The following is a 22,866-nucleotide window of genomic DNA, read 5'->3' as shown; positions in this document are numbered from 1 at the left end:
GGGTCAGCCGACCGCCGGTGTCGCAGCGCCCCGCCGGACCGCCTCGCCGGCCAGCCGGGACCTTCGGCGGTCGTCGTTGCTGACCAGGCCGAACTTGTCGTACAGGTTGGTCAGGTGCTTCTTCACCGCGCTCTCGCTGACGCCCAGCGCGGTGGCCAGCGCGCGCACCGTCGGTGGCTCCGGGAAGGCGCTGCCCCCCTCCACGTACGGGCGGCAGAGCGCTTCGATCAGCTCGCGTTCCCGCCGGGTCAGCGTCGGGGGCGCCGGCGGCGGCGCCACGCCCACCGTCCGGGTGCCGGCGAGCTGGGCGGGCGCCCGGAACACCAGCCGGGCCGGGCCGATCTCCACCCGGTCCCCGTCGCGCAGCAGCCGGGCCTCGCGCAGCGGGCCACCGTTGACCGTGGTGCCGTTGGTGCTGCCCAGATCGCGGATGGTCCAGCCGGACGGGAAGCGTTCCACCAGGGCGTGCAGCCGGGAGACCAGCTTGCTGTCGATCGGCAGTTCGTTGCCGGGTGCCCGGCGACGGTCAGCACCCGGGTGGTGCCGTCGCCAGAGAGCCAACCAGTGCACCGGCGGCTGCGGCAGGTGACGAAGCGGGGACGGTTTCCTCCCCCAGTGCCCCAACCGTGGGCCGGCCTCGTTCGTCATAGTGGCTGACGCCGGGCGTGACCGGCGCGGCGCGGCGGGGAGGAGGTGGTGGGATGACGGCGTGGGACGCTGCCCTCACCGGGCTCGTGCAGCAGCGCGGCGCCGCGCTCAAGCGGTACGGCTACCTCCTGTGCGGTGACGGCATGGAAGCCGAGGACCTGGTCCAGGAGGCCCTCGTCCGCACCTTCGGCTCGCGGCGGCGGGCCGACATCGCGCACGTCGAGGGGTACGTCCGGACGGTCATGCTGCGGCTCTACCTCGACCGCGCCCGGCGACGGACCCTGCGGCGGCGGCTCCAGCCCCTCGCCGTGGCGGCACCGCAGCCCGACCGGCACGCCGAGGCCGACCTTCGCGGTGATCTGGGTCGGGCGCTGGGTGAGCTGTCACCCCGCCAGCGGGCCTGCGTCGTCCTGCACTACTACGTCGACCTTCCGATCCGGGAGTGCGCCGAGCTGCTCGACCTCAACCCGGGTGCCGTCAAGCGGTACCTGCACGAGGCGCGGCTCCGGCTCGCCGAGCGCCTCGGACCGCCCCAGCCCGCGAGGGAGGACCACTGATGGAGCCGGATGACACGTCGCTCCGCGACGACCTGGATGCGGTGGCGGCGCAGGCCGGCCCGCTCCGCCTCGACCCGACGCAGGTGATCGGCCGGGTACGGCGGCGCCGGCGGCGACGTACCCTGCTCGGCGCCACCGCGGGGACCGCACTCACCCTGCTGACCGTGACCGCCGTGACCGCTGTCGTGGGTGGCGGCGGGCGACCCGGGCCGACCACCGCGGGCGGCCCGCAGGTCGAGCCGTCGATCCTGGGCCCGTCACCGACCGGATCGGCCGCCCCGACGCCGTCGGTGTTCGAGTGCGGGCGGCGGCTCACGCTGACCGACGCCCCGAGCAGCCGGTCCGGCCTGACCATGACGGTCGGTCCGACCCGCTTCCGCGCCGCCGGCCTCGGTCCGGCCCTCACCGTGACGTTCACCGCGAGCGCCGCGACGCAGGTCGTCTCCAGCCCGCCGACGCTGTTCCAGGTGCTCTACCTGCGGGACGGCACCATCGTGGGTGGTGGTCCGATGCTCAACGTGCCCGGTGACCCGACGCCGCAGGGGATCGACGCCGTCGGGTACGGGTTCCCGGTCGCGCCCGACCGTCCGGCCCGCTTCGATCTCGGCCCGCGCGACCGGCTGTGCCCGTCGCTGAGCTGGCAGCAGGTCTGGTCGGCGCCTTCGGCGTACGAGGTGGTCGTGCTCCAGGGGCCGGTCGAGCGCGGGCCGGAGCAGACCACGCTCGGCATCCCGGCCCTCGACGGCCCCCTTCTGGCCAGCCGGGTCGGCCTGTCCCGGTGACCGGTGCGCGGTGCCCGGGATCGCCTCCGGGTGGTGCTGGCGGAACACTGCGCGCACCGCCGGGACGCACTGCGCGTCCTCGCCCTGCTCGAAGCGGGCTGACTCAGATGTCGACGGTCAGCCGGACCGTGACGGTGTCGCCCACGTCGAGCCCCGTGGCGGCGCGTACCTTCGCCTTCATCGGCAGGATGTAGCGCCCGTCCTTGGGGAACAGCGAGGTCTTCCACTCCGTCCCGCCGAGCCGGGCGGTCACCGGGATCATGCCCCAGCCGTAGCTCACCTGGCGGGAGACCGCCTCCAGCTCCTGGCACTCCTGGTCCGGAACGGTGACGAAGTGATGGGGCGCCGGGCCGCGCCAGAACCAGATCTCGCCGCTGAACGCCAGCTCCATCGGATCAGGATACGAGCGGCGCGCAGGCCGGCCGTGGGTGCAGGGACCGGGATCAGGGCCTGGCCGCGGGCGGCAGCAGCAGGGTCGGTGGCGCGGTGAGGGTGCTCCGCAACAGGTCGGCCAGGACGTCGACCGGTTCGCGTCGCGGGCCGTGCCGGGTGGCGCAGTACCAGGTGCGGTGTTGTGCGGGGTCGTCGATCGGCACGGCGACGACGCCATGGCTCCGCAGGTAGGGGGCGACGGTCCAGCTCGGCAGGACGGAGACCGCGTCGCTGGAGACGATCGTCTCGATCAGCAGTTCCGTGAAGGCGGGCACGGTGGTGAGCCGCCCCGGCCGGGCGCCGGGCGGGATGGGCAGGGGAATGGCCGGCATCCGGGCCGGGTCGTACGCGTCGAAGAGAACGAGGTGGACGTCGGCGAAATCCTCGGCGCGGATGAACGTCCGGGTGGCCCACTCGTGGTCCGCCGCGACGACGGCGACGAGTTCGTCGTCGAAGAGGCGTTCCAGCCGGACCTGGCTCATCCGGGGTTCCAGCTTGGTGACGATGGCCAGGTCCAGGTCGCCGGCGAGCAGCGCCGGGATGACCTCGCTGTCGTCGGGGCGTTCGATCGACACCTCCACCCCCGGCATGCGGTCCCGGAACGCGCGCAGCACCGGCGGCAGCCACTGGAAGTTGCCGGTGCACTGCGATGCCAGGCGTACCGGTTCGCGCCGGCCGCGGCTCGTCTCGCGGACGTCGTGGGTCGCCGCCCGCACCTCCCACAGGGCGCTGCGAGCCGCCCGGAGCATGCGCTGTCCGGCCTGGTTGGGCACGAGGCGGCGGCCGCGCCGCTCGAACAGTGGAGTGCCGAGCCGCTCCTCGAGTCGGATCAGGCGCTGGCTGAGTGCCGGCTGACTGAGGTACAGGTGCGCGGCGGCGGCGGTCAGGGTGGCGTGCTGGTCCAGAGCCTCCAGGAGTTCCAGATCCCGCAGGTCGACATCCATAAGCTGAGCTTATCGGTAGCATGGTCACTTGGTCTTGGACCGATACCGGCAGCGCTCCTACGCTGGAGCGGATCCCGGAGGCAGCGAGGCAGTCGGGACGACCAGTAGGGGACAGAGCGGCATGAACGACGTACTCACCGAGCCGGACCCGTGGACCCGCGACGAGATCGAGCGTGCCCTGGCGGTCTACTTCGACGGCCTCCACCACGGCGACGTCAGCCGGCTGGCCAAGGTCTTCCACCCGGCGGCGGTGTACGCGACCGCCACCGAAGGCACCCTCACCCGGCTTACGATGGACGAGTATTTCCCCATCGTCGACGCCCGGCCCTCGCCCGCGTCTCGCGGCGAAGAGCGCCGCGACAGCATCGCGTCGATCCACCTGGCCGGGCCGGTGACCGCTCTCGCCGTCGTCACCCTCGCGATGGGCCCGAAGCGCTTCACCGACCTGCTCACCATGATCCGTCTGGACGACCGCTGGCAGATCATCAGCAAGGTCTTCCACTACGACCTCGACGAGAGCTAGGAGTTCAGACCGTGCCCTACGTGAACATCCGCGTCACCGACGAGAGCGTGACGCCGGCCGCGAAGGCCGCCCTGATCGCCGGGGTCACCGAGCTGCTCCAGCGTGTCCTGGGCAAGGACCCCGACACCACGCACGTCGTCATCGACGAGGTGCCGCTCGACAACTGGGGAGTCGGTGGCGTTCCCGCGCTGGAGTACCGGCGGCGGCACAACGCTCCGTGACGTCGGGCGGCGTCCGTCGCATCTACCCGTCCTTGTTCGCGAGCCGGTGGGAACCCCCATCACAGGACGAGCCTCACGTGAGCGGTGCTCGGGATCCTTCTCCACCGGGGCTCGTCGGTCTTCACACGACGTGACGACGGTGGACCGACCGTGTTGCTACACCCCGAGCGCGGCCGGGTACTGATCGTGGCGTGCGTACAACTCCCTCCACTCCTGCTCGGTGAGCTCCCGGCCGGTGGCGAGGATGTCGGCGAGCTCCTCGAAGTACGCCTCGCGTGGCGCTCCGGGCGTGAACAGGACGAGCATCGACGCCGCCTGGCCTGAGTTGTTGGCGAAGGCGTGGACTCCCCCGGGCGGCACGTACAGGTAGTCACCGGCGCTGGCGTCGCTCCAGTTGCCGCCGTGGTAGAGCGTGACGGTGCCGTCGAGGATGTAGAACGACTCGGAGAAGGTGCGGTGGTAGTGCCCGCCGGGTGTGCTTCCGGTGGGCGCGACGGCGGCCATGTCCCACCGGTAGAGGCCGAACTGGCCGTTGGTGCTCGCGCCGGTCGCCAGGTAGCCCACCCTGCTCCGGACCCCGATCTCCAGATCGGGCGGTGCGTCGGCACGGCGGAAGGTGGCGCTCGTGGTGCCGGAGTCGCCGGTATACCGCGGCATCGGATAGGACATCGAATACTCACCCCACTGGTTGTCGCTCTCGTGCGAACCCACGGTACGAATCAGTTGGCTCAGGAGGGAGATCCGATCCGGCGTCGGCGTATTGGGCCAATGCCGGGGGCGTCGGTGCCACGGGGCTGAGCCGGAGCGCGCTTCGCGGAACGTCAGCCTGTGTGGCCAGGAACCCGCGTCGGGGAACACTTCTGTTAGCGTTCCCGGACATTCAAAGCGCGCTCCACATCGATCGTCCGAAGAGGACGCGTGCGGTCGACGTGGCGGCGAACCACGGGAGAACCGTATGCGGACATCCGCCAGGCTCAGGCACTGGGCGTTCGGCACGACGCTGCTGGCTGCCGCACTCGCGGTAACCACCATTACCCCCACCAGCGCATACGCGGTCAGCTGGGACAACGTCACGCCGTACGTGGACAGCGGGAAGTCGCTGACGGGCCTGCAACAGCTGGTATGGCAGCCCGCCGACGCCGCCGGGCTGGCCGCGGTCGACACGGCGGCCGCAGCCGGCGCCCTCACCGGCACTCCCGGCCTGACCCAGGTCTACAACGACACCAACCACCAGATGTACTACAAGACCCACAGCAACTGCAGCAGTGCCAGGTCCGCGATCGCCGCGGCCGACGCGGCCTACACCCTGGCGGCGTGGTGCTTCGCAGGCGCCGACGAGACGTCCGACGCGTGGATTCCCCAGTCGGTCACCAGCTCCCAGGACGCCGCTCAGCAGGCCGGTTACGTCCCCGGCAGCGACCAGGTGGTGGGCCTGTGGCGACAGGCTGCAGCGGCGGACAACCGGGTGCAGTGCCCTGGTGTCGCCGACGACCCCGAGGCGTCGGTGGGTCTGCGGGCGTCGTTCATCCAGCGGCCCTACACCGACGGCACACACAGCGACTACCGGCACGTGCTGCTGGTGACGCCGACCGCCCCGAACCCCGACGGCCTGACCTTCAAGCCGATCTGCAACGTGCACGGCGGCGGTGTCACCTGGTACGGGCCGTACATGTTCGTCGCGGTGACCTCCGGCAAGATCATGGTGTTCGACACCCGCCGGACCTACCGGATCCCGGCCGAGACCACCTGCGGTCCGAATCACGCGGCCAGCAGCGTCAACGATGTCGGCCAGATCGCCAACCCGAGCGGCGGGACCCAGCTCTGCGCCGGTGGCTACCGCTATGTCATGTTCCGGGTCGGCACCTTCACCACCACCGGTGACCGCTGCTCACGGACGCCGACGAGCTTCTACAGCAACCTGTGCATCTCCGGCCTGTCGCTGCAGTGGTCGGACAACTCGCTGGTCGTCTCGGAGTACCGCAGCGCCGACGACATGACGGCGGCGTCCTACGACGTGCGGATCGTCAACTGGCCCACGGACACTCTGATCAACCGGATCGACACCGGCTCGACCACCCCGGTCAGCGCGACCCGGCTCGCGGGGACGAACTTCCAGGGCGTCCAGGGTGTCGTACAGCGGCCGAACTCGACGTCGGGCCGTCCGGAGTTCTTCGTCGCCCGTACGCTGCCCGGCACGGACGGCAGCGAGCTGTGGTACGAGCACGACGGCGACGGTGTCTGCGCCTCGCGCGGCGTCTACGTGGACAACGCCGAGGCGATGTCGTACTGGGTGAGCTCGGCGGGCGACGGCCATCTGTGGACGTTCACCGAATACAAGAACCGCCGCATGCTCGTGCGGGTATACACCAAGGAGTACAACGACCCGCCGAGTGGCTGCCCGACTCAGTGATCGTGATCGGCCAGTTCTTGACAGTGAAAGCCCAAGTCAGATGGCCTGGGCGTTTCACTGTTGATGGGCCGCCAGGGAGGATTCGGCTCGATGCGCCACGATCCCGGCCGGGGGGAGCCGGACGCATCTTGTCACCGTGGCGCTCGACCGCCGCCGTGCCGCGGAGATCGCCGCCCAGGACGCCGCCGGGCCTGCCGTTAGCTGGGTGCCTGAAGCCTACTTAGCTCGTCCTCAAGTTGGGCGAGGACAGCTGCTGGGTCTGGTGCGCGGGTCAGCGGGCGACCGATCACGATGTGCGTCGCGCCGGCGCGGATCGCGGCAGCGGGATCCGCCGGCCGGGTGTGTTCGGTGGTGGTCACGGCGGTCAGCTCAGGCCGCAGCATCACGCCAGGCGTGACGATCAACATGTTCGGGCCGAGTTCCGCGCGCAGCGACGCTGCGTCCTGCGGTGAGGCGACCACTCCGTGACAGCCGGCGCGCTTGGCCAGCTGGGCCAGCCGGATGACCTGCTCGTCGATCGTGGCGCTCAGCCCGATGGCGGCAAGGTCGGTGTCGGTGAGGCTGGTGACGACGGTCAGCGCGATGACGCGTAGCTGCGGGAAGTCGGCCGCCGCGCGTACCGCTGCCTCCATGATTGTGGAGCCGCCCATGGCGTGCACGGTGACCATCGTCGCGCCGAGCCGGCCGGCTGCGCGGACGGCGCCGGCGACCGATGTCGGGATCTCGAACAGCTTGAGATCCAGGAAGACATCCTTGCCCTCGCCGACCAGCCTGGCCGCCAGCGCCGGACCGGCCACGGTCAGCAGTTCCAGGCCCACCTTGTACGACTGACCAGCGTCACCCAGCCGGTCGACGATCGCCTCGGCGTCATGAAGGTTGTCGAAGTCGAGCGCGATGATGATGCGGCGTGCCGTACTCACCCGCTGATCATGCGGGTTCCGCGGCGCAGCTGTCACGCCGGGAGAAGGACTCGAGATCGCGACGGCTGAGAGCGGCGTATAGCTGCAGCGCCTCGGCCGCCAAATTCTCCCGCCCGCCCTGCTCGCGATCGATGGCGCAGACCACCGCATCGATCAGAGCGCCGCTGGCTCGCAGTTGCCGGCACGACGCCAGTAACGCCCCGCCGGTCGTGACCACGTCCTCGATCACCACGACGCGCCGGCCATCCACCGGGCCGCCCTCGGCCGCTTTGCCGGTCCCGTACTCCTTGGCCTGCTTGCGAACGAAGACCGTCGGCAGTCCGGTCAGCTGCGACATCACGGTAGCGATCGGTATGCCGCCCATCTCCATCCCCGCCAGCAGGTCACACTCCGGCAGCAAGGCGACCATCGCCTCGGCAACCTCCCGCAACAGACCGGGCTGCGCCTCGAACAGATACTTGTCGAAGTACTCATCACTCAACTGCCCGGAGCGCAGGCGGAACGACCCGGTCAGATGGCAGGCTTCATACACACGACGCGCGAGCGAGGAAGTCACGCCTCCAGCGTCGCATCCCGACGGTGGCGGGCGACCAGCCGCCCATGCCACGTCCGGTTGGCCACCTGAACTTTCCGCATGCCGCCGACAAGGCAGGGGATGCCGGCCGACTCGTGATCCATCGATCAGCGGCATACTGCAGCACCGGCCGGCCCCTGCGGGTTGGTGCACCGCCACCGATTGGATGCGCTCTCCGATCGCACGAACCGCAAAAGCGCCAGGTCAACAACGAGATCGAGTCATGGAGTGGGCCGCCAGGGATCAGCTCCCATCGGGACGGGAGGCACCGGTCGGCTGCGCCGGCCAGAAAGGCCACTCCTCGAACGATCTGCAGCGTCCGTCCTCGGCGAAGCGCATGACCCATAAATCGCGGTACTCCTGGTCGACCGGGTCGCCATACCGGACCTCAACCCGCGCCACCGCCGTGTCGCCCTCCACCGCGACGATCTCGCTCGTCATGTGGAACATCTCGTCGGGGCCGGCGCGCTCGTCCTCCCACATCCTGGCTATGCCTGGCAGGCCGACGATCGGTGTCCGGTAGGGCCCCTGCAGATAGCTCGCGTCTGCGGTGAAGATCGTGGCAAGCACCTCCGTCCCCGGCGCCCGCCACGCCTGCTCGTAGGCCCCAAGCCAGCCAGTCACCTGCTTCCTGTCCACAAGCATCCAGCTTGCCCTTGACTGAGCCCTGACGGCGGGGATTGGGCCACACTGCTGCCTCAAACGCCACCCTGCCGCTGCCCGACGTCTGCACCGTGGCGCTCGACCGCCGCCGTGCCGCGCAACTTCACCCGCTTCTGGGACCGGCGCTGTGATGCGGCCGGGATCCGGCGCATCACGGTCCGGGACGCCCGGCGGACCCGATCGCGGCAGCATCGATCGCGGCCACGGCCGTTGACCTGCGGAGAAGTGGGCCGCCAGCGACTCGAACCCTGAACCTATGGATTGCCGGCGGCCCGGCCGGATCGGGTGCGGTGCGAGGTCATCCGGGCTGCTGACACGCTTCTCGGTTGGGTTCGGCTGGCACGGTTGCTGTACTTCGCTGCTGTACTGCTGGCGTCGTCCCGCCAGTTTCCCGTGTCCACCCGAGGAACCTGCGGTGCAGTGCGCCGGCTGGCACCCACGTCAGGTCTTCGGCGGCCTGAACGAGATAGGAGCCGAGGTAGAGGGCGAGAGAGACCGGGGCGTCGGCGAACTCGGCCCGTAGTTCCCGCCGGCGGGTCGGGCAGGGCCACGCGGCGTTGCAGCCGCCGCAGCTCCAGATCGGCATGACGGGGCCGTGGGTGGTCATCGCACACCGCCGAGGAAGCGGGTCGTGATCGTCCGGGCCTGCCGGCTAGTCGCCCAGTCCACCTGCCAGCACGGGTACGGGGCAAGGCGCGACCGCCAGGCGCGGCAGCCGACGCACATGCCGTCGAGCCCTCGGACGTGTACGGCCAGGATGGCGTGCTCCTGATCGTCTTTCACTGCGCCTCCTCTTCTGGCCAGTGGCCACGGTTGATGGGGATGCGGTGCCGGGCATGGCAGGGCAGATCGGCTCCGCAGCGGCAGATCCGCCGCCACTTCCGCCAGGACCAGAACGGCCGGTGCCGCCGGGCAAGGGTGAGGGCGACGGCTATCAGGTACTCCTCGTACGAGACGCGCGGCACCGGATCTCCCCTCGGGCATGGGTCGACGGCGCGGCGGCCGGGCCTGAGCTGGTCGTCCGACCGCCGCACCTGCTCATTTGCCGTACCGACGTAGGACTGTAGATACAATAAGATGTAGAACTGTTGGACACGTAGCGTCACATTCGTGATCGACCCCAGCGCGGATCGGGCCGTGTTCCGGCAGCTCGCAGACCTCCTGCGGGACCGGATCACGTCCGGCGACCTCGCGCCCGGCGCGTCGCTGCCGAGTGAGCTGCGGCTGGCTCAGGAGTACGGGCTGAGCCGCACGAGCGTCCGGCAGGCGATAGCGCTACTCCGGTCGGAAGGGCTCGTGATCGTCGAACCGCCGCGCGGCACCTTCGTCCGGGCCATCGAGCCGACCGAGACGGTAACCCTCCTCAAGGGCGACACCGCCTCCGCCCGGATGCCGACGCCTGCTGAACGCCGTGAGCTGGAGATCGGCGAAGGCGTCCCGGTGCTCGTGGTCTTTCGCGCCGACGGCTCCCGCGAGCTGTACGCCGCCGACCGCATCCGTGTAGGCCGCTGACCGGCGCATTACGAGTCGGTTCCCCGCTCCTGCTCCGGCGAGTGCTGGTCATGCTTCAGCCTGGTGTCCAAGTACGTGGTCGTTCGCCCCAGCTCGCTGGTTTGGCTGCTCGGTTGGCTGCTTTCGGGAGGGGCGCTATCCAGCCACAGAGGTGGGATGATCTGTGGGTGACTCGTCGATACGTCCTCTGGCTCGCGTTGACGGTCGGGCTACTCGCCGGCTGTTCCGAGCCGCAGTACGCGCTTCCTGATCGCGGCACCGCTGACGTCCAGGCGGAGGAGAGGCGGCTTGCCTCGCTCCTGCCTGGCGAGTTGCTCAGCGGGCCGGGCACGTGCAAGGTACGACTGATTGGGCGGGAAGGGTCCTCGTCGTTCGCCTGGGCGCAGTGCGAAGGCGCACCGGAGCCGGGGGTTACTTCTGGTGTCTCCATGCCCGTGCGGGTAGACGGCGACAAGGTAAGCCGGCCTCTGGACGGCGCGGAGTATTCCGCGAGCGTCAAGCGTATGTTCCCGGGGCAGCTCGTAGACGCCATTCTCGACGATCGCGACAAGCTGCACCCCTGAGCCGAGGTAGCCCCGGCAATCCCGTCAGCCGGTAGTTCCGCCCGCCTGCGACTCGTCGCCGCCTGGCATGTAGATCGGGTCTGCTTCGCTGCGCCGAGTTGACCCTCTGCTGACGCCTCGCTTACAAGTTCTGGGCGCCTCGTCCGCCCGCGTCCGTCTCCGTCTCCGTCTGCGACCTCAGGGAGCTGTCCGCTGCCGGCTGGCCACGGCCTCCCGAGTCTGTGCTCGTTGCTGTCACGGTTGCTGTCGGCACCAATCGCCCCAGACGCGTGTTCGCCGGCCCGGCTGGCCCCATTCGTCTGCTCAACTCCGCTCAAGTCGACTGGTCAGCTCGGTCGCGATCTTCGGTCGGGCGGGTGGCGTCGACGCTGATCAAGAAACCTGCGGCGCGGTAGTTGGCCAGGACGGGGGCGCTGTGCCTCGGCATCCGCTAGTGGGCCGCCAGGGACTCGAACCCTGAACCTATGGATTAAAAGTCCACAGCTCTGCCATTGAGCTAGCGGCCCGCGGCACTCAGGTTACCGGACCTCACCGGCCCCGGCCTGCCGGCTTCCGCCCCCCGTCGACGCCCCACCCCGGCAGACGCCCGCGTATGCGTCCGAGCCGCCCGGCGATGGACAGGCGAGTCGCGCACGACCAGCCTGGTGAGCATGAGAACGATCTCCCTGGCCGCCGCCACCGTAGTCACCGGGCTGATGGCGGGCTCTTCTTCGCGTACTCCTGCTCGGTCATGCCGGGGCTCGCGGCGGTGGACGACCGGACGTTCGTCGGGACGATGCAGTCGATCAACCGCCGCATCCTCAACGGTTGGTTCCTGTCCGCCTTCCTCGGCGCGGCGCTGCTCATCGCGCTGGCGGTGGCGCTGCACCTGACCGTCCGCGGCCCGGTGCTGGCCTGGACGGTCGCGGCGCTGGTGCTCTACGGCGCGACCCTGCTGATCACCATGCGTTTCAGCGTGCCGCTCAACGACCGGCTGGACGCCGCCGGCCCGGTGGACCGGATCGCCAACCTGGGGTCGGTGCGGGCGGCCGTCGAGACGACCTGGGTGCGGTGGAACCTGGCCCGGACGGTCACGAACGTCGCGGCGTTCGCCTGCCTGGTCGGCGCCCTGCTGTCCGGGCGGGACTGAGGGCCGGGCAGGACAGGGCCGGGCAGGTCTGAAAGCGCCGGGCGGGGGAACCGGGGACGGCATGAGGATGAGCAGCACCCCGGCCGTCGCGGCGTCGAGCGAGGAGACCGGCCCGGACGGGACCCGGCAGCCGGGCGGCGAGGTGCACGCCTGGCAGCCCGGGCAGAACTCCACCGTCTGCGGGCTCCAGCTCAGCCGGACCCGGCTGCGCCGCTTCCCGCACGTGCCGTTCGACTACTCCTCGACCGACGTGCTCACCTCGGCCGACCCGGTCGGCTTCATCTGCCCGCGCTGCCTGGCCGCCACCCAGGGGCGCCGCCGGCAGGAGAAGAGCTGGGTGCGGCAGTCGCCCCGGCCCTGACCGGTCCGGGGGTTGGAGTCCGATTCAACGGGTACGGCACCCCGCATGCGGATCGTGATCGTGGGGGCCAGCGGCAACGTGGGGACCGCGCTGCTGCGCCGGCTGCGCCAGGAGTCGGGGCTGGAACTGGTCGGGGTCGCCCGGCGGCTGCCCGGGCCGGACGCCGGCGCGCCGTACGACGGGGTGGAGTGGCACTCCTGCGACGTCGGGGCGCCGGACGCGGCCGGGAAGCTCGCCGCGATCTTCGCCGGGGCGCAGGCGGTCGTGCACCTGGCCTGGCAGATCCAGCCCAGCCACGACCAGCGCACCCTGCACCGGACCAACGTCGGCGGCAGCCGCGCGGTGACCGAGGCCATCGTCCGGGCCGGCGTTCCCGCCCTGGTGTACGCCTCGTCCGTCGGCACCTACGCGCCCGGCCCGAAGGACCACCCGATCAGCGAGCGGTGGCCGGCGACCGGGGTGCCCGGGTCGTCGTACAGCCGGGACAAGGCCGAGGTCGAGTCGATGCTCGACACCGTCGAGCGGGAGCACCCGGAGCTGCGCGTCGTCCGGCTGCGCCCCGGGCTGGTCTTCCAGCGGGACGCCGGCACCGAGATCACCCGGTACTTCCTCGGGCCGCTCGCCCCGGTGCGGCTGCTGCGCTACGGGCGGATCCCCGTCGTACCCGCGAACCGCCGACTGCGGATGCAGGCGGTGCACGCCGACGACGTCGCCGACGCGTACGCGAAGGCGGTCCTGGGTGATGCGCGCGGCGCGTTCAACGTCGCCGCGGACCCGGTGCTGACCCCGGACCTGGTGGCCCGCCACTTCAAGGGCTGGACGATCCCGGTGGCCGCCCCGGTGTTACGTGCCGCGGCCGCGCTGACCTGGCGGTTCCGGCTCCAGCCGGTCGACGCCGGCTGGGTGGAGCTGGGCCTGAACGCGCCGCTGATGTCCAGCGAGCGGGCCGAGACGGAACTCGGCTGGCAGCCGAAGATCGACGCCCTCACCGCCCTCAAGGAGCTCTTCGCCGGCATGGCCGACGGCGCACACACCGAGGGCCCGCCCATGTCCGGCGCCGACGACCTCCCCGGTCGCCCGGGTGGCCTGCTGAAGGCCCGCGTCCCCGGCACCGGCAACCCCTACTGATCCCCGACCAGCCGGGGTGCGGTCAGCTGAGGCGGGTGGCGGTGATCGTCGGGGGGCGGGCGCCGAGGAAGAAGATGCCGGGGAGGCCGTTGGTCTCGAAGGCGTCGCTGGGATTGCGGCGCAGGGTCGAGTTCTCGATCCGCATCGTGCCGGTGCGGTCGTTGCTGACGAAGAAGATCGCGCCGCCGCCCTCGTTGGCGTGGTTCTCCTCGATGATCGTGCCGGCGATCCGCACGGTGAACCCGTTGCCGTCGCAGTAGATCGCCCCGCCGCTGCCGCCGCCCGGCGTACCGGCCTTCGCCGGGTTCGCGCCGTCGCCAACCGCCCGGTTGCCGCGCAGCACGCTGTTCAGCACCACCCAGGAAACGCCGATGCTGCTCAGCGCCGCGCCGTTGGCGCAGACCCCACCGGTGAAGGTGCTGTTCACCACGTACACCGGCCGGTTGTCGTACTGGCTGAGCACCCGCAGCGCCGCGCCACCCAGATCCGGACCGGTACGGTCGCAGCGGTTGTCGACGAAGCGGGAGTTGACCACCTTGAACCGGCCACCCCGCACGAAGACCGCGCCACCGCCGCCACCCTCGGCCTTCTCGCCGGTGGAGTTGCCGCCGACGAAGGTCAGGTTCTGCACGGTGAGCTGCGGGTGGTCCTGGTTCTGGCAGTGCGAGGTGGTCCAGCCCTGCGCGCCGTCGCAGGTGTTCATGTAGAGGATCCGCCGTACGCCGCCGCCGCTGAGGGTGACCTTGCCGCCGCCGTCCAGCACGATTCGCGGCCCGTTGGCGTTGCGTACCTTCGCGGTGGCCTTCATCGTGATGGTCACCGGGGCCGGCCCGCAGTTGAACGTGATGATGCCGCCGGCCGCCACCGCTCGGACCACCGCCTCGGAGGTGCAGCTCGCCGGCGTGCCGGTGCCGACCGTCCTGGTCGGACGGGAGGTGTCCACCGCCCGCGCCTCGGCCGGAATCACCGCGCCACCGTTCGGGTTGCCCGCCACGAGCGCCTTGCCGGTCGCGGTGGACGGCTTCGGCTTCGGGGTGGGGCTCGCGGGGGAGGCGCCCAGACCGGCCCGGGCCGGTGGGGTGCCACCCGGCGAGGCGGCCGCGGTGGCGGCCGGGGTGTCGGTGGCCGAGACGATCATCGGCTGGTCGTCGCCGGACTGCTGGCCACCGCACCCGGGCAGGGCGGCGGTGGCGACCCCGAGGACGAGCAGGGCGACAACGGACTTCACGCGCACCCGCCGATGCTAGGAGCCCGACCCCCCGGAAAACGAATCCCGCAGCCCTTCTTAACCCACCCCTAACCCTCCCACCGGCGTGGGGTCGGGGGTCAGGCGTGGGAGAGGGTGAAGGCGACCAGGAAGCCGAGGACGGTGATCAGGCCGACCAGCAGGTGGGCGTCCTCGAACGCCTCCGGGACCATGGTGTCGGTGATCATCGCGAGGATCGCGCCCGCCGCGAGCGCGGTGATGGTGGCCAGCACCTCCGGCGGCGCGCCGCCGAGCAGCGTGTAGCCGGCCAACGCCGCCGCGCCGCTGACCAGGGCGATCGCCGTCCACAGCAGGAAGACGTACCGCCGGGTGCGGCCGGCCTGCCGCATGCCGGCGGCGCTCGACAGCCCCTCCGGCACGTTGCTGAGGAAGACCGCGACGACGGTGACCAGACTGACCGGTCCGCCGGCCAGCAGGCTCGCGCCGATCACCACCGACTCGGGTACGCCGTCCAGCAGCGCGCCCACCGCGATGGCCGAACCGGAACCGGGCTGCTCCTGCTCGGAGGGCTGCACGCCGCCGGAGCGCTTGCGGTGCCGGGCGCCCCGTCGGGCGAGCAGCACGTTCGCCCCGGTGTACGCCAACGCCCCGCCCGCCGCCCCGATCGCGGTCGGCAGCAGCCCGCCCTGCTCGTGCGCCTCGGCGATCAGGTCGAACGACACGGCGGAGAGCAGCACGCCCGCACCGAACGCCATGATCGAGGCGATGATCTTCCGGGGCACCCGGGCGAAATATCCGGCGACCGCCCCGATCAACAGGGCGGAACCGGCGAGCAGACCCCACGCACCCGCTTGCAACCACTCCGGCACCCGCAGACCGTACCCCCGCCCACCCCCACTCAACCCGCCCGCGGGTCGGGGGGTGGGGGTCAGAAGTCGGCGAAGAGGTGGGGGAGGGTACGTGGGAAGAGGCGGCGGAGTTCGGCTGCCGCTTCCGGGGTGACGTCGCCCAGGCCCCGGATGTGCACCTCGGCCGGGTCGAGCACCCCGTACGCCAGGGCGGAGAGCCCGGCGGCGGTGAGCGTCGCGGCCGGCGCCGGGCCGCCCGAGGTCAGCTCCAGGCGGCCGGTGGTGCCGTCGAGCAGGTGGGTGCCGGCGAGCCAGCGGTCCCCGACGAGCTCCACCCGGACCCGGCCCGGGCCGGCGGGCAGCCCGGCGAGCGCGTCCACGCTGAGCAGCCGGGCCATCGGAGCGGGCGAGCCGGGGCGGGACACCCGGGCCTCCACGTGCACGGCCAGGTCGGTCAGCCAGAGCTCCGGCAGCTCGTCGGCGGGGAGCTGGAGACTGATCCGCTCCACCTGGTCGACGTGCCGGGCGAGGAACTGCAACAGCAGCGCCCGGGCGTACGGGTCGGCGGCGAGCAGGTCGTCCCCGACCAGTTCGCCGCCGTGGTCGTCGATCCGGTACGTCAGCGCGCCGAGCACGCTGCCGTCGATCGTCGCGGTGACCAGCCAGCGGTCGTCCCGGTCCCGCAGCCCGACGTCGCGGAAGTCGGGGAAGATCGCGAAGCCGTGCCGCTCCCGCAGGCAGCGCTCGGTGAACGAGCGGAAGCGGGGGTAGCCGGTGCCGATCCGCTCCCAGCTCACCGTGCCCGGCAGCTCCGTACGCAGCAGCGGCGCCAGGTCCGCCGGGGAGAACCGGGCGGTACGCGCCCGGGGCAGCCCCACGTAGCCGAACCGCTCGTAGAAGCTGGCCCGGAACGGGTACAGGGCGCTCAGCGGGTGCCCACCGTCGCGCATCTCGTCGAGGAGCTGGTGCAGCAGCGCCCGTACGTGGCCCCGCCGACGGGCCAGCGGGTGGGTGGCGATCCCGGCCACCCCGGCCATCGGCAGCACCGCACCGCGCAGGTTCTGCCGCATCGGGATGGCGCTCGCGGTGGCCTGGGTCTCGCCCCCCTCCTCCACGACCAGCGTCCGGTTGCCCTTGTTGTACGGCAGGTAGCGGTGGAACGCGTCGACCCGCTCCGGGGCCGGCGGGGACGCCTCGAAGGCGTACGCCTGGAGCGGGAAGCTGGTGGTCAGTCGTTCCTCGGCGGCCAGGCGACGGATGAGCATCCGTCCATCCCAACCCGACCGGCGGTCCGCCGCAACCCGATTGGTCCGGTTCTAGGCGTCGGCCACGTCGGAGACCACGACGGTGACGTTGTCCGGTGCGCCGGCCTGGTGGGCCAGCTTGACCAGCTGTTCGCCGCACTGCTGACGGTCGGTGTAGGTGGTCAGCGTCGCGTGGATCGCCTCGTCGGTGACGTAGTCGGAGAGCCCGTCGCTGCAGAGCAGCACCCGGTCACCGGCGAACATGGTCAGCACGCCGACCGCGGGTGGGACGTCCGCGCCCTGCACCGCCCGGGTCACCAGGGACCGCTGCGGGTGGTGCCGGGCCTGGTCGGGCGAGAGCGCGCCCTGGTCGACCAGCGCCTGCACGAAGGTGTCGTCCCGGGTGAGCTGGGTCAGCTCCCCGTCGCGCAGCAGGTAGCAGCGGGAGTCGCCGACCTGGGCGAGAACCAGGGTGTCACCGGCGAGCAGGCCGGCGGTGAGCGTCGTACCCATGCCGTCGCGTGCCGGGTCGGCGGAGATGGCGGCGCGGATGCGCTGGTTGGCGGTGGCGACGACGGCGCGCAGCGCCTCGGCGGCCTCGTCCGGGACGGTGGGCGGGACCAGCTCGTCCAGGATCCGGATGACGATCTCGCTCGCCACCTCGCCGGCGGGCAGCCCGCCCATGCCGTCCGCCACCGCCAGCAGGCGGTCACCGGCGAGGGCGGAGTCCTCGTTGTTGGTGCGGACCAGGCCGACGTCGTTGAGGATGGCCGAGCGGAGGATCAGCGTCATGCGACAAGCTTGCCAAGAACACCCTGCATTCGTCTCTACGCACTAGTGCGTAGGGTGTGAGAAATGATGCCGGTGTCCATGGTCGGCCGGGCTGGCGAGCGTGCCGAGCTCGACCGGGCGTGGTCCACCGTGGTCGACGGTGGCCGCCCGTCGCCCGCTGTGACGGTGATCACCGGAGGCGCCGGGGTGGGCAAGAGCCTGCTGGTCGCCGCCGCCGTGGAGGGCTTCAGCCCACGTCCCTCGGTGATCCTCTCCGGTGCCGCCCGGGTGCACGACCCGGCCCCGTACGACTGGCTGGCCGCGGTGCTGAGCGGCCGGGACACCAGCGGGCTCGACCTGCCGGCCGACGCGCTGGCCTGGCTCGCCCAGCAGCCCACCGCCCCGCGCGAGCGCTACGCGCCCGGCACCCTGCTCCGGCTCGCCGTGCGCACGGTCCGGCTGCTCGTCGGCGCCGGCCCGGCCGTGCTGGTGGTGGAGGATCTGCACGCCCTCGACCCGGCCAGCCTCAACCTGGTCGCCGAGCTGGCCACCGCCCCGGAGCTGCCCGCCCTGCTGGTGGTGGCGAGCCGGCCGCCGGCCGACGCGGTCGCGCCGGACCTCGCGGTCCGCGCGCTGTCCCGGCTCTGCGGGGTACGCGGCGCGGTGCGCCAGCACCTCGGACCGCTGGGCGTGACCGAGGTGGCCCAGGTGCTCCGCCAGGTCTACGGCGGCCGGTGCCCCGCCGACCGGGTGACCACCGCGGTCTGGCACCGCACCGGCGGCAACCCGTACGCGCTCACCGAGCTGCTCGCCGCGTACGCCGGGCGGGACCCGGCGGCGCTGGTCCGCCAGCCGCTGCCGGAGCACCTGCGGCTGCCGACGCCCCGGCCGGCCGCCCCGCCGGACGCCGAGCTGACCGGCCGGGAGGTGGACGTGCTCGGCTGCCTGGTCGCCGGGATGTCCAACAAGCAGGCGGCCCGGGCGCTCGGCATCTCGGTGCGCACGGTCACCGTGCACGTGTCGAACCTGCTCCGCAAGACCGGCTCGGCGTCCCGCACCGAGGCGGCCCTCTGGGCGGTGCAGCACCGGGTGCCGGCCCGCCCGGCCGGCTGACCGGTCCCGGCCCCTGGGCGGCGCAGTCGCACGTCGCCGGCCGGCCGGCGGCTCTCGTTAGGGTGGCCGCGACACCGGCGGGAGGGGCGGCGATGGGGGAACGACTGCAACCGGTGCTGGCCGGCGTGGTGACCGCGCTGGTCGGCTTCGCCAGCTCGTTCACCGTGGTGCTGGCCGGGCTGCGGGCGGTCGGCGCGAGCGAGGCGCAGGCCGCCTCGGGGCTGCTCGCGGTGAGCGTCGCGTCCGGGCTCTGCGCGGTCTGGCTGGGGCTGCGGCACCGGATGCCGATCGCGATCGCCTGGTCGACGCCGGGCGCGGCGCTGCTGGTGGCGACCGGTCCGGTGCCGGGCGGCTGGCCCGCCGCGGTCGGCGCGTTCGTCCTCTGCGGGCTGCTGATCGTCGCCGCCGGGCTCTTCCCCGCGCTCGGTCGGGCGGTGGCCGCGATCCCCGGGCCGGTGGCGGCGGCGATGCTGGCCGGGGTGCTGCTGCCGCTCTGCACCGCGCCGGTCCGCGCGCTGGTCGAGGTGCCCGCGCTGGCCGTACCGGTGATCCTCACCTGGCTGGTGCTGCACCGCTTCGCACGACGGTGGGCGGTACCGGCGGCGCTGGTGGCGGCGGCGGTGGCGATCGCGCTGACCTCGCCCGGCGGCGGCGTGGCCGACCTCCGGCCCGCGGTGGCGCTGACCGTGCCGGCGATCAGCCTGCCCGCGGTGGTCGGGCTGGCGCTGCCGCTGTTCCTGGTCACCATGGCCGCGCAGAACGTCCCCGGTACGGCGGTGCTGCGCGGCTACGGCTACCGGCCGCCGCTGAACTCGGCGCTGCGGGTCACCGGGCTGGCCACCACGCTGGGCGCGCCGGTCGGCGGGCACGCGGTCAACCTCGCCGCGATCACCGCCGCGCTGGCCGCCGGTCCGGACGCCCACCCGGACCCGGACCGCCGTTGGATCGCCTCGGTCACCGCCGGGGTGGGGATGGCGGTGCTGGGGCTCGGCGCGGGGTTGGCGACCGCGCTGGTGCTGCTCTCGCCGCCGGTGCTGATCGAGGCGGTGGCCGGGCTGGCGCTGCTCGGCGCGCTGGCCACCGCGATCTCCGCGGCGGTCGCCGACCCGGAGAGCCGGGAGGCGGCGGTGGTGACGTTCGTGGTCACCGCGTCCGGGGTGAGCCTGTTGGGGATCGGGGGCGCGTTCTGGGGCCTGCTCGCCGGCTGGCTGATGCTGCTGCTCTTCCGCCGCCGCCCGCCCCGGGACCCGGTCGGCGGCTCCACCGGCGCCGAGGCGGCCGTGCCGGCCGCGCCGGCTGTGGTCGCGGAGCCCGAGGAGCCGGGCGAGTCGCGAGGCGTCGCCGCGGTGCGGACGCTACAAACTTGATGACGTAGGCGAATCGCCGACGCCTGGCTGGTGGTGTTGACGGCCGTAGGGAGCGGTAAGGGATCGGGTGTCGCCTGATTCCGGGTCGCGGGGAGGGCCGGCCGCACCGCCGCGCCGTGGCGTTCGGCTGCCGCCGCTCCGGGGGAGTGTGCGCGGCGTGATTCGTTCGCGTCATCAAGTTTGTAGCGTCTCCGCCGGCCGTCTGGACCCTCAGCGCCTGGCTGTCCCGGATCCGCCTCGCGGCTCACTCCTCCGGCGGGAGGTCACCGACCGGGACGTCGAGGCGTACCTGGTCGCCGGTGACCGTGGCGATCTGGTCGGCCAGTACGTAGACCGCGCCGGTGCGGGCCAGCTCGGTGGAGACCTTCAGGTAGCCGGTGCGCCGCAGCCGGGCCGCCAGGTCGGCCGGCACGTCGGGCTCCTCGACCGCCGCCGACTCGATCAGCTCGTCCAGGCTGCTGCCCGGGTCCGCGGTCGGCGCCTGCACGGTCACCGCGTTCGGGTCGCCCCGCTGGACGAGGTCCACGGTGCCGACCTCGACACCGACCGTGTCGACCACCCGCATGCCGGTGGTGACCCGGGAGATGACCGCCTGCTGCTCGGTGCCCTGCTGCTTCATCTCCGAGCGGTTCCCGGCCCCACCCGCCGCTAAACCGTCGGTCCCCAGGCGCTGGGTGGGCGCGGGGAGAGCTCCCGCCAGGCGTCCGACCCCTCCAGCAGCGCGCGCACGGTCTCCTCGGCCTCCTCGGCGCTGCCGTGCTCGTAGAACTGGGAGACGCCCTCTGCGCCGCCGGCCCGCTGCTCCACGTGCCAGCGGTCGCCGTCCACCCGGAGGAAGACGTCCCGCCGGGCGAGCCGTCCCCATTTGCCGTTCCACCAGTGCCTACGCTGCTCCATGGCGGGACTCTATCGAACATGTGTACGACACGGACCGGCCCCCGCGGGATTCCCGCGGGGGCCGATGTGCGATGGGCGGTTTCAGCGCGGGGCCGGCGGCTCCGTGCGACGGCCCAGCACGTCGTCCAGCGCGCCCCGGTGCTGCCCGGGGATGCTCTGCCCGCCGGCCAGCAGCGCGTCCCGGATCTCGGTGAGCAGCTTGACCTCCTCGCTGGGCGCCGAGGGCGGCGGCTCCTCGCCCCGCTTGCGGCGCTCGGCGAGCCGGTTCATCGGGTAGACGACCAGGAAGTACAGCGCCGCCGCGGTGAGCAGGAAGGTGATCACCGCGTTGACGAAGGCCACCCAGTCGAACGGGATAGTGCCGCGGAACGTCGGGATGGTGCCGCTGATCCCCTTGTCGCTGCCGGTGATCAACAGGATCATCACGCGGACCAGTGGTTCTAGGAACGACTTGGTGAGCTGGGTGACGACGCCGGTGAACGCGGCGCCGATGACGACACCGACCGCCAGGTCGACGACGTTGCCGCGCATGATGAAGTCTTTGAAGCCCTTGAGCATCCACACTCCCGTGCTGTCCGGTTTTCGGGGTCCGGCACAACCTATGCCCCGGGGGGCGGCTCCAGAAAAGCGCCGGCCTCGATCGCCGCACGGGCCGGATCGCCGGCCCTGATCGCCTCGACGAGCCGGCCGTGGTCGACGTACCGCTCGGGCTCCAGCGCGTCTCCCATGGCGTGCGCGACGGTGCTGCGCAGTGCCGCACCGACCGAGCCGTAGAGCTCGGCGAGCATGCCGTTGTGGGCGGCGGCCACCACCGCGATGTGCAGCGCCGCGTCGGCCTCCACGAACTCGGCGACCCGCCCGGAGCGCCAGGCGGCCTCGCGGGCGGCGAGCGCACCGTCGAGCGCCGCCAGGTCATCGGGGGTACGCCGCAGCGCGGCCAGTCGGGCCGCCTCCACCTCGAAGGCGCGCCGCACCTCGACCACCTCGGCCATCCGGTCGTCGGTGAGCCGACGGGCCACCACCGGCGCCAGTTCGTCGGTGGACACCACGTACGTCCCGGAGCCCTGCCGGCACTCCAGCACCCCGGCGTGCACCAGCGCCCGGACCGCCTCGCGGACGGTGTTCCGCCCGACCCCGAGCGCGGCGACCAGCTGGGGTTCGGTGGGGATCCGCCCGCCCACCGGCCACTCGCCGCCGAGGATCCGGGCCCGCAGCTGCGCGATGGTCTGGCTGACCCGGTGGCCGCGCGGCGGCACGGCGACGGAATCGACCGACGGTGTCACCGGTTACACCTGCTGCCGAAATTCATCCCATGATTGTAGGTTCGAGGTCATGACCCCGCCACCCGTCTCCACCGCGCCCCGGACCGCCGACGGCGCGGCCGGCGAGGCGACCCCCACCGCCGACGTCACGCCCGGGCCGGCGCCCGCCGCAGTGCCGGCCCGGCCGGTCCACCCGGCCACCGGCGGCGCGCTGGTGCTGGTCGGGATGCTGCTGGTCGCGGTCAACCTGCGCGCCGCGGTGACCAGCCTCGGTGCGCTGCTCGACGAGGTACGCACCGGACTGGCCCTCTCCGGCGCGATGGCCGGGTTCGTCACCACGCTGCCCACCATCGCCTTCGCCGGCCTCGGCGCGCTCACCCCGTGGCTGGTCCGCCGCTGGCCGGCTCCCCGGCTACTGGTGGTGGCGATGTCCGCCCTCGCCCTGGGTCAGGTGCTCCGGGTGGTCACCGACTCCGCGCTGATCTTCGTGCTCACCAGCGCGCTCGCCCTGGCCGGCATCGCGGTCGCCAACATCATGCTGCCGATGCTGGTCAAGCAGCACTTCCCGCAGCGCACCGGGCTGGTCACCGGGGCGTACACGATGGCGCTCACGGTGGGCACGACGGTGGCCGCCGCCTCCGCGGTGCCGGTGGCGCACGCCTTCGGCTCCTGGCGGGCCGGTCTCGGGGTCTGGGCCGGGCTGGCCGCGGTGGCCGTACTCGCGTGGGTGCCGCTGGCGCTGCGGGCCCGCGCCGCCCGGCGGGCCGCGCCCCCGACGGCGGCCCCGGCG

General features: G+C 72.3%; 30 protein-coding genes and 1 tRNA gene. 13 read left to right on the top strand and 18 right to left on the bottom strand.

Annotation, left to right across the window (positions count from 1 at the left end):
* Nucleotides 1-3 precede the first annotated feature (3 nt).
* A complete protein-coding gene (locus V6U81_RS08725) occupies nucleotides 4-561 on the bottom strand; it encodes an FHA domain-containing protein (protein WP_334486456.1) in 558 nt (185 codons plus the stop codon).
* A 140-nt stretch (nucleotides 562-701) separates the two neighbouring features.
* On the opposite strand from V6U81_RS08725, the gene V6U81_RS08720 reads away from it, so the two are divergent.
* Nucleotides 702-1,205, top strand: a complete 504-nt coding sequence (locus tag V6U81_RS08720) for a sigma-70 family RNA polymerase sigma factor (protein WP_334486453.1) — start codon at nucleotides 702-704, stop codon at nucleotides 1,203-1,205.
* Nucleotides 1,205-1,987, top strand: a complete 783-nt coding sequence (locus V6U81_RS08715) for a hypothetical protein (RefSeq protein ID WP_334486451.1) — start codon at nucleotides 1,205-1,207, stop codon at nucleotides 1,985-1,987. The genes V6U81_RS08720 and V6U81_RS08715 overlap by 1 nt, the downstream gene beginning before the upstream one ends.
* A gap of 103 nt (nucleotides 1,988-2,090) precedes the next feature.
* On the opposite strand, the gene V6U81_RS08710 is transcribed toward V6U81_RS08715, so the two are convergent.
* Nucleotides 2,091-2,378, bottom strand: a complete 288-nt coding sequence (locus tag V6U81_RS08710) for a DUF1905 domain-containing protein (RefSeq protein WP_334486448.1) — start codon at nucleotides 2,376-2,378, stop codon at nucleotides 2,091-2,093.
* A gap of 52 nt (nucleotides 2,379-2,430) precedes the next feature.
* Entirely contained in the window at nucleotides 2,431-3,363 is a 933-nt protein-coding gene (locus tag V6U81_RS08705) for a LysR family transcriptional regulator (protein WP_334486445.1), read from the bottom strand.
* A 121-nt stretch (nucleotides 3,364-3,484) separates the two neighbouring features.
* On the opposite strand from V6U81_RS08705, the gene V6U81_RS08700 reads away from it, so the two are divergent.
* Together V6U81_RS08700 and V6U81_RS08695 are read left to right on the top strand one after the other, a co-directional pair.
* A complete protein-coding gene (locus V6U81_RS08700) occupies nucleotides 3,485-3,886 on the top strand; it encodes a nuclear transport factor 2 family protein (protein ID WP_334486442.1) in 402 nt (133 codons plus the stop codon).
* Nucleotides 3,887-3,897: 11 nt separating this feature from the next.
* Nucleotides 3,898-4,107 (top strand): tautomerase family protein, encoded by a 210-nt coding sequence (locus tag V6U81_RS08695; protein WP_334486439.1) that lies wholly within the window; start codon nucleotides 3,898-3,900, stop codon nucleotides 4,105-4,107.
* A gap of 156 nt (nucleotides 4,108-4,263) precedes the next feature.
* Here V6U81_RS08695 and V6U81_RS08690 read toward each other — a convergent pair whose 3' ends face one another.
* Nucleotides 4,264-4,764: a cupin domain-containing protein gene (locus V6U81_RS08690; protein WP_334486437.1), complete on the bottom strand. Its 501-nt coding sequence runs from the start codon at nucleotides 4,762-4,764 to the stop codon at nucleotides 4,264-4,266.
* 298 nt (nucleotides 4,765-5,062) lie between these two features.
* Here V6U81_RS08690 and V6U81_RS08685 point away from each other — a divergent pair, with 298 nt between their 5' ends.
* Nucleotides 5,063-6,517, top strand: coding sequence for a hypothetical protein (locus V6U81_RS08685; protein WP_334486434.1), 1,455 nt, complete (start codon nucleotides 5,063-5,065; stop codon nucleotides 6,515-6,517).
* Between the two features lie 197 nt (nucleotides 6,518-6,714).
* Here V6U81_RS08685 and pyrF read toward each other — a convergent pair whose 3' ends face one another.
* The 5 genes from pyrF to V6U81_RS29145 form a co-directional block, all read right to left on the bottom strand.
* Nucleotides 6,715-7,437: an orotidine-5'-phosphate decarboxylase gene (pyrF, locus tag V6U81_RS08680; protein ID WP_334486431.1), complete on the bottom strand. Its 723-nt coding sequence runs from the start codon at nucleotides 7,435-7,437 to the stop codon at nucleotides 6,715-6,717.
* Between the two features lie 7 nt (nucleotides 7,438-7,444).
* A complete protein-coding gene (gene pyrE / locus V6U81_RS08675) occupies nucleotides 7,445-7,993 on the bottom strand; it encodes an orotate phosphoribosyltransferase (RefSeq protein WP_334486429.1) in 549 nt (182 codons plus the stop codon).
* Nucleotides 7,994-8,254: 261 nt separating this feature from the next.
* Nucleotides 8,255-8,650: a YybH family protein gene (locus V6U81_RS08670; protein ID WP_420883999.1), complete on the bottom strand. Its 396-nt coding sequence runs from the start codon at nucleotides 8,648-8,650 to the stop codon at nucleotides 8,255-8,257.
* Nucleotides 8,651-9,277: 627 nt separating this feature from the next.
* Nucleotides 9,278-9,457: a hypothetical protein gene (locus V6U81_RS29150; RefSeq protein ID WP_420883998.1), complete on the bottom strand. Its 180-nt coding sequence runs from the start codon at nucleotides 9,455-9,457 to the stop codon at nucleotides 9,278-9,280.
* Nucleotides 9,454-9,639 carry a hypothetical protein gene (locus V6U81_RS29145; RefSeq protein ID WP_420883997.1) on the bottom strand — a complete coding sequence of 62 codons (186 nt, stop codon included), beginning with the start codon at nucleotides 9,637-9,639 and terminating at the stop codon, nucleotides 9,454-9,456. Before V6U81_RS29145 ends, V6U81_RS29150 begins: the two co-directional genes overlap by 4 nt.
* Before the next feature lie 145 nt (nucleotides 9,640-9,784).
* On the opposite strand from V6U81_RS29145, the gene V6U81_RS08660 reads away from it, so the two are divergent.
* Entirely contained in the window at nucleotides 9,785-10,186 is a 402-nt protein-coding gene (locus tag V6U81_RS08660) for a GntR family transcriptional regulator (RefSeq protein ID WP_334486422.1), read from the top strand.
* 167 nt (nucleotides 10,187-10,353) lie between these two features.
* Nucleotides 10,354-10,749: a hypothetical protein gene (locus V6U81_RS08655; RefSeq protein WP_334486421.1), complete on the top strand. Its 396-nt coding sequence runs from the start codon at nucleotides 10,354-10,356 to the stop codon at nucleotides 10,747-10,749.
* A 434-nt stretch (nucleotides 10,750-11,183) separates the two neighbouring features.
* Here the strand turns inward: V6U81_RS08655 and V6U81_RS08650 are convergent.
* A tRNA-Lys gene (locus tag V6U81_RS08650) sits at nucleotides 11,184-11,255 on the bottom strand.
* Between the two features lie 224 nt (nucleotides 11,256-11,479).
* Between V6U81_RS08650 and V6U81_RS08645 the strand changes: the two genes are divergently transcribed.
* The 3 genes from V6U81_RS08645 (at nucleotide 11,480) to V6U81_RS08635 (ending at nucleotide 13,367) form a co-directional block, all read left to right on the top strand.
* On the top strand, nucleotides 11,480-11,878 hold the full coding sequence (locus V6U81_RS08645; RefSeq protein ID WP_334486419.1) for an anthrone oxygenase family protein: 399 nt from the start codon (nucleotides 11,480-11,482) through the stop codon (nucleotides 11,876-11,878).
* A 67-nt stretch (nucleotides 11,879-11,945) separates the two neighbouring features.
* On the top strand, nucleotides 11,946-12,239 hold the full coding sequence (locus tag V6U81_RS08640) for a hypothetical protein (RefSeq protein ID WP_334486417.1): 294 nt from the start codon (nucleotides 11,946-11,948) through the stop codon (nucleotides 12,237-12,239).
* A 45-nt stretch (nucleotides 12,240-12,284) separates the two neighbouring features.
* Entirely contained in the window at nucleotides 12,285-13,367 is a 1,083-nt protein-coding gene (locus V6U81_RS08635) for an NAD-dependent epimerase/dehydratase family protein (RefSeq protein ID WP_334486414.1), read from the top strand.
* Nucleotides 13,368-13,389: 22 nt separating this feature from the next.
* Here V6U81_RS08635 and V6U81_RS08630 read toward each other — a convergent pair whose 3' ends face one another.
* From V6U81_RS08630 to V6U81_RS08615, 4 genes are all read right to left on the bottom strand, one after another.
* Nucleotides 13,390-14,601 (bottom strand): hypothetical protein, encoded by a 1,212-nt coding sequence (locus tag V6U81_RS08630; RefSeq protein ID WP_334486412.1) that lies wholly within the window; start codon nucleotides 14,599-14,601, stop codon nucleotides 13,390-13,392.
* A gap of 92 nt (nucleotides 14,602-14,693) precedes the next feature.
* The gene (locus V6U81_RS08625) at nucleotides 14,694-15,443 is read right to left on the bottom strand and encodes a ZIP family metal transporter (protein WP_334486411.1); all 750 of its coding nucleotides are present in this window, start codon (nucleotides 15,441-15,443) and stop codon (nucleotides 14,694-14,696) included.
* Between the two features lie 59 nt (nucleotides 15,444-15,502).
* On the bottom strand, nucleotides 15,503-16,687 hold the full coding sequence (locus V6U81_RS08620; protein WP_334486409.1) for a GNAT family N-acetyltransferase: 1,185 nt from the start codon (nucleotides 16,685-16,687) through the stop codon (nucleotides 15,503-15,505).
* Nucleotides 16,688-16,738: 51 nt separating this feature from the next.
* A complete protein-coding gene (locus tag V6U81_RS08615; RefSeq protein ID WP_334486406.1) occupies nucleotides 16,739-17,458 on the bottom strand; it encodes a PP2C family protein-serine/threonine phosphatase in 720 nt (239 codons plus the stop codon).
* Nucleotides 17,459-17,521: 63 nt separating this feature from the next.
* Between V6U81_RS08615 and V6U81_RS08610 the strand changes: the two genes are divergently transcribed.
* Nucleotides 17,522-18,550 carry a LuxR C-terminal-related transcriptional regulator gene (locus V6U81_RS08610; RefSeq protein WP_334486403.1) on the top strand — a complete coding sequence of 343 codons (1,029 nt, stop codon included), beginning with the start codon at nucleotides 17,522-17,524 and terminating at the stop codon, nucleotides 18,548-18,550.
* A 92-nt stretch (nucleotides 18,551-18,642) separates the two neighbouring features.
* Nucleotides 18,643-19,917, top strand: coding sequence for a benzoate/H(+) symporter BenE family transporter (locus V6U81_RS08605; protein WP_334486400.1), 1,275 nt, complete (start codon nucleotides 18,643-18,645; stop codon nucleotides 19,915-19,917).
* A 244-nt stretch (nucleotides 19,918-20,161) separates the two neighbouring features.
* On the opposite strand, the gene V6U81_RS08600 is transcribed toward V6U81_RS08605, so the two are convergent.
* From V6U81_RS08600 to V6U81_RS08585, 4 genes are all read right to left on the bottom strand, one after another.
* Nucleotides 20,162-20,536: a hypothetical protein gene (locus V6U81_RS08600; protein ID WP_334486397.1), complete on the bottom strand. Its 375-nt coding sequence runs from the start codon at nucleotides 20,534-20,536 to the stop codon at nucleotides 20,162-20,164.
* A gap of 29 nt (nucleotides 20,537-20,565) precedes the next feature.
* Nucleotides 20,566-20,814: a hypothetical protein gene (locus tag V6U81_RS08595; protein ID WP_334486394.1), complete on the bottom strand. Its 249-nt coding sequence runs from the start codon at nucleotides 20,812-20,814 to the stop codon at nucleotides 20,566-20,568.
* A gap of 81 nt (nucleotides 20,815-20,895) precedes the next feature.
* Nucleotides 20,896-21,372, bottom strand: coding sequence for a large conductance mechanosensitive channel protein MscL (mscL, locus tag V6U81_RS08590; RefSeq protein WP_334486391.1), 477 nt, complete (start codon nucleotides 21,370-21,372; stop codon nucleotides 20,896-20,898).
* A gap of 41 nt (nucleotides 21,373-21,413) precedes the next feature.
* Complete coding sequence (locus tag V6U81_RS08585; protein ID WP_334486389.1) at nucleotides 21,414-22,097, bottom strand: FadR/GntR family transcriptional regulator; 684 nt, start codon at nucleotides 22,095-22,097, stop codon at nucleotides 21,414-21,416.
* 49 nt (nucleotides 22,098-22,146) lie between these two features.
* Here V6U81_RS08585 and V6U81_RS08580 point away from each other — a divergent pair.
* Nucleotides 22,147-22,866 (top strand): MFS transporter (locus V6U81_RS08580; RefSeq protein WP_334486386.1); only part of this gene is annotated, 720 nt, incomplete at its 3' end.

It is taken from the genome of Micromonospora lacuserhaii (assembly GCF_036902735.1).
Lineage (GTDB): Bacteria > Actinomycetota > Actinomycetes > Mycobacteriales > Micromonosporaceae > Micromonospora.
Note: the sequence above shows the minus strand (reverse complement) of the source record. Positions and strands in the feature narration are given on the sequence as shown.

Bases quoted from the DNA above. Each gene is read 5' to 3' on its own strand.
- V6U81_RS08605 (WP_334486400.1), top strand. From the start codon at position 18,643: ATGGGGGAACGACTGCAACCGGTGCTGGCCGGCGTGGTGACCGCGCTG.
- V6U81_RS08645 (WP_334486419.1), top strand. From the start codon at position 11,480: ATGCCGGGGCTCGCGGCGGTGGACGACCGGACGTTCGTCGGGACGATG.
- V6U81_RS08615 (WP_334486406.1), bottom strand. From the start codon at position 17,458: ATGACGCTGATCCTCCGCTCGGCCATCCTCAACGACGTCGGCCTGGTC.
- V6U81_RS08600 (WP_334486397.1), bottom strand. From the start codon at position 20,536: ATGAAGCAGCAGGGCACCGAGCAGCAGGCGGTCATCTCCCGGGTCACC.
- V6U81_RS08690 (WP_334486437.1), bottom strand. From the start codon at position 4,764: ATGCCGCGGTATACCGGCGACTCCGGCACCACGAGCGCCACCTTCCGC.
- V6U81_RS08715 (WP_334486451.1), top strand. From the start codon at position 1,205: ATGGAGCCGGATGACACGTCGCTCCGCGACGACCTGGATGCGGTGGCG.
- V6U81_RS08685 (WP_334486434.1), top strand. From the start codon at position 5,063: ATGCGGACATCCGCCAGGCTCAGGCACTGGGCGTTCGGCACGACGCTG.
- V6U81_RS08700 (WP_334486442.1), top strand. From the start codon at position 3,485: ATGAACGACGTACTCACCGAGCCGGACCCGTGGACCCGCGACGAGATC.
- V6U81_RS08640 (WP_334486417.1), top strand. From the start codon at position 11,946: ATGAGCAGCACCCCGGCCGTCGCGGCGTCGAGCGAGGAGACCGGCCCG.
- V6U81_RS08595 (WP_334486394.1), bottom strand. From the start codon at position 20,814: ATGGAGCAGCGTAGGCACTGGTGGAACGGCAAATGGGGACGGCTCGCC.
- V6U81_RS08720 (WP_334486453.1), top strand. From the start codon at position 702: ATGACGGCGTGGGACGCTGCCCTCACCGGGCTCGTGCAGCAGCGCGGC.
- mscL (WP_334486391.1), bottom strand. From the start codon at position 21,372: ATGCTCAAGGGCTTCAAAGACTTCATCATGCGCGGCAACGTCGTCGAC.
- V6U81_RS08710 (WP_334486448.1), bottom strand. From the start codon at position 2,378: ATGGAGCTGGCGTTCAGCGGCGAGATCTGGTTCTGGCGCGGCCCGGCG.
- V6U81_RS08610 (WP_334486403.1), top strand. From the start codon at position 17,522: ATGATGCCGGTGTCCATGGTCGGCCGGGCTGGCGAGCGTGCCGAGCTC.
- V6U81_RS08705 (WP_334486445.1), bottom strand. From the start codon at position 3,363: ATGGATGTCGACCTGCGGGATCTGGAACTCCTGGAGGCTCTGGACCAG.
- V6U81_RS08620 (WP_334486409.1), bottom strand. From the start codon at position 16,687: ATGCTCATCCGTCGCCTGGCCGCCGAGGAACGACTGACCACCAGCTTC.
- V6U81_RS08635 (WP_334486414.1), top strand. From the start codon at position 12,285: ATGCGGATCGTGATCGTGGGGGCCAGCGGCAACGTGGGGACCGCGCTG.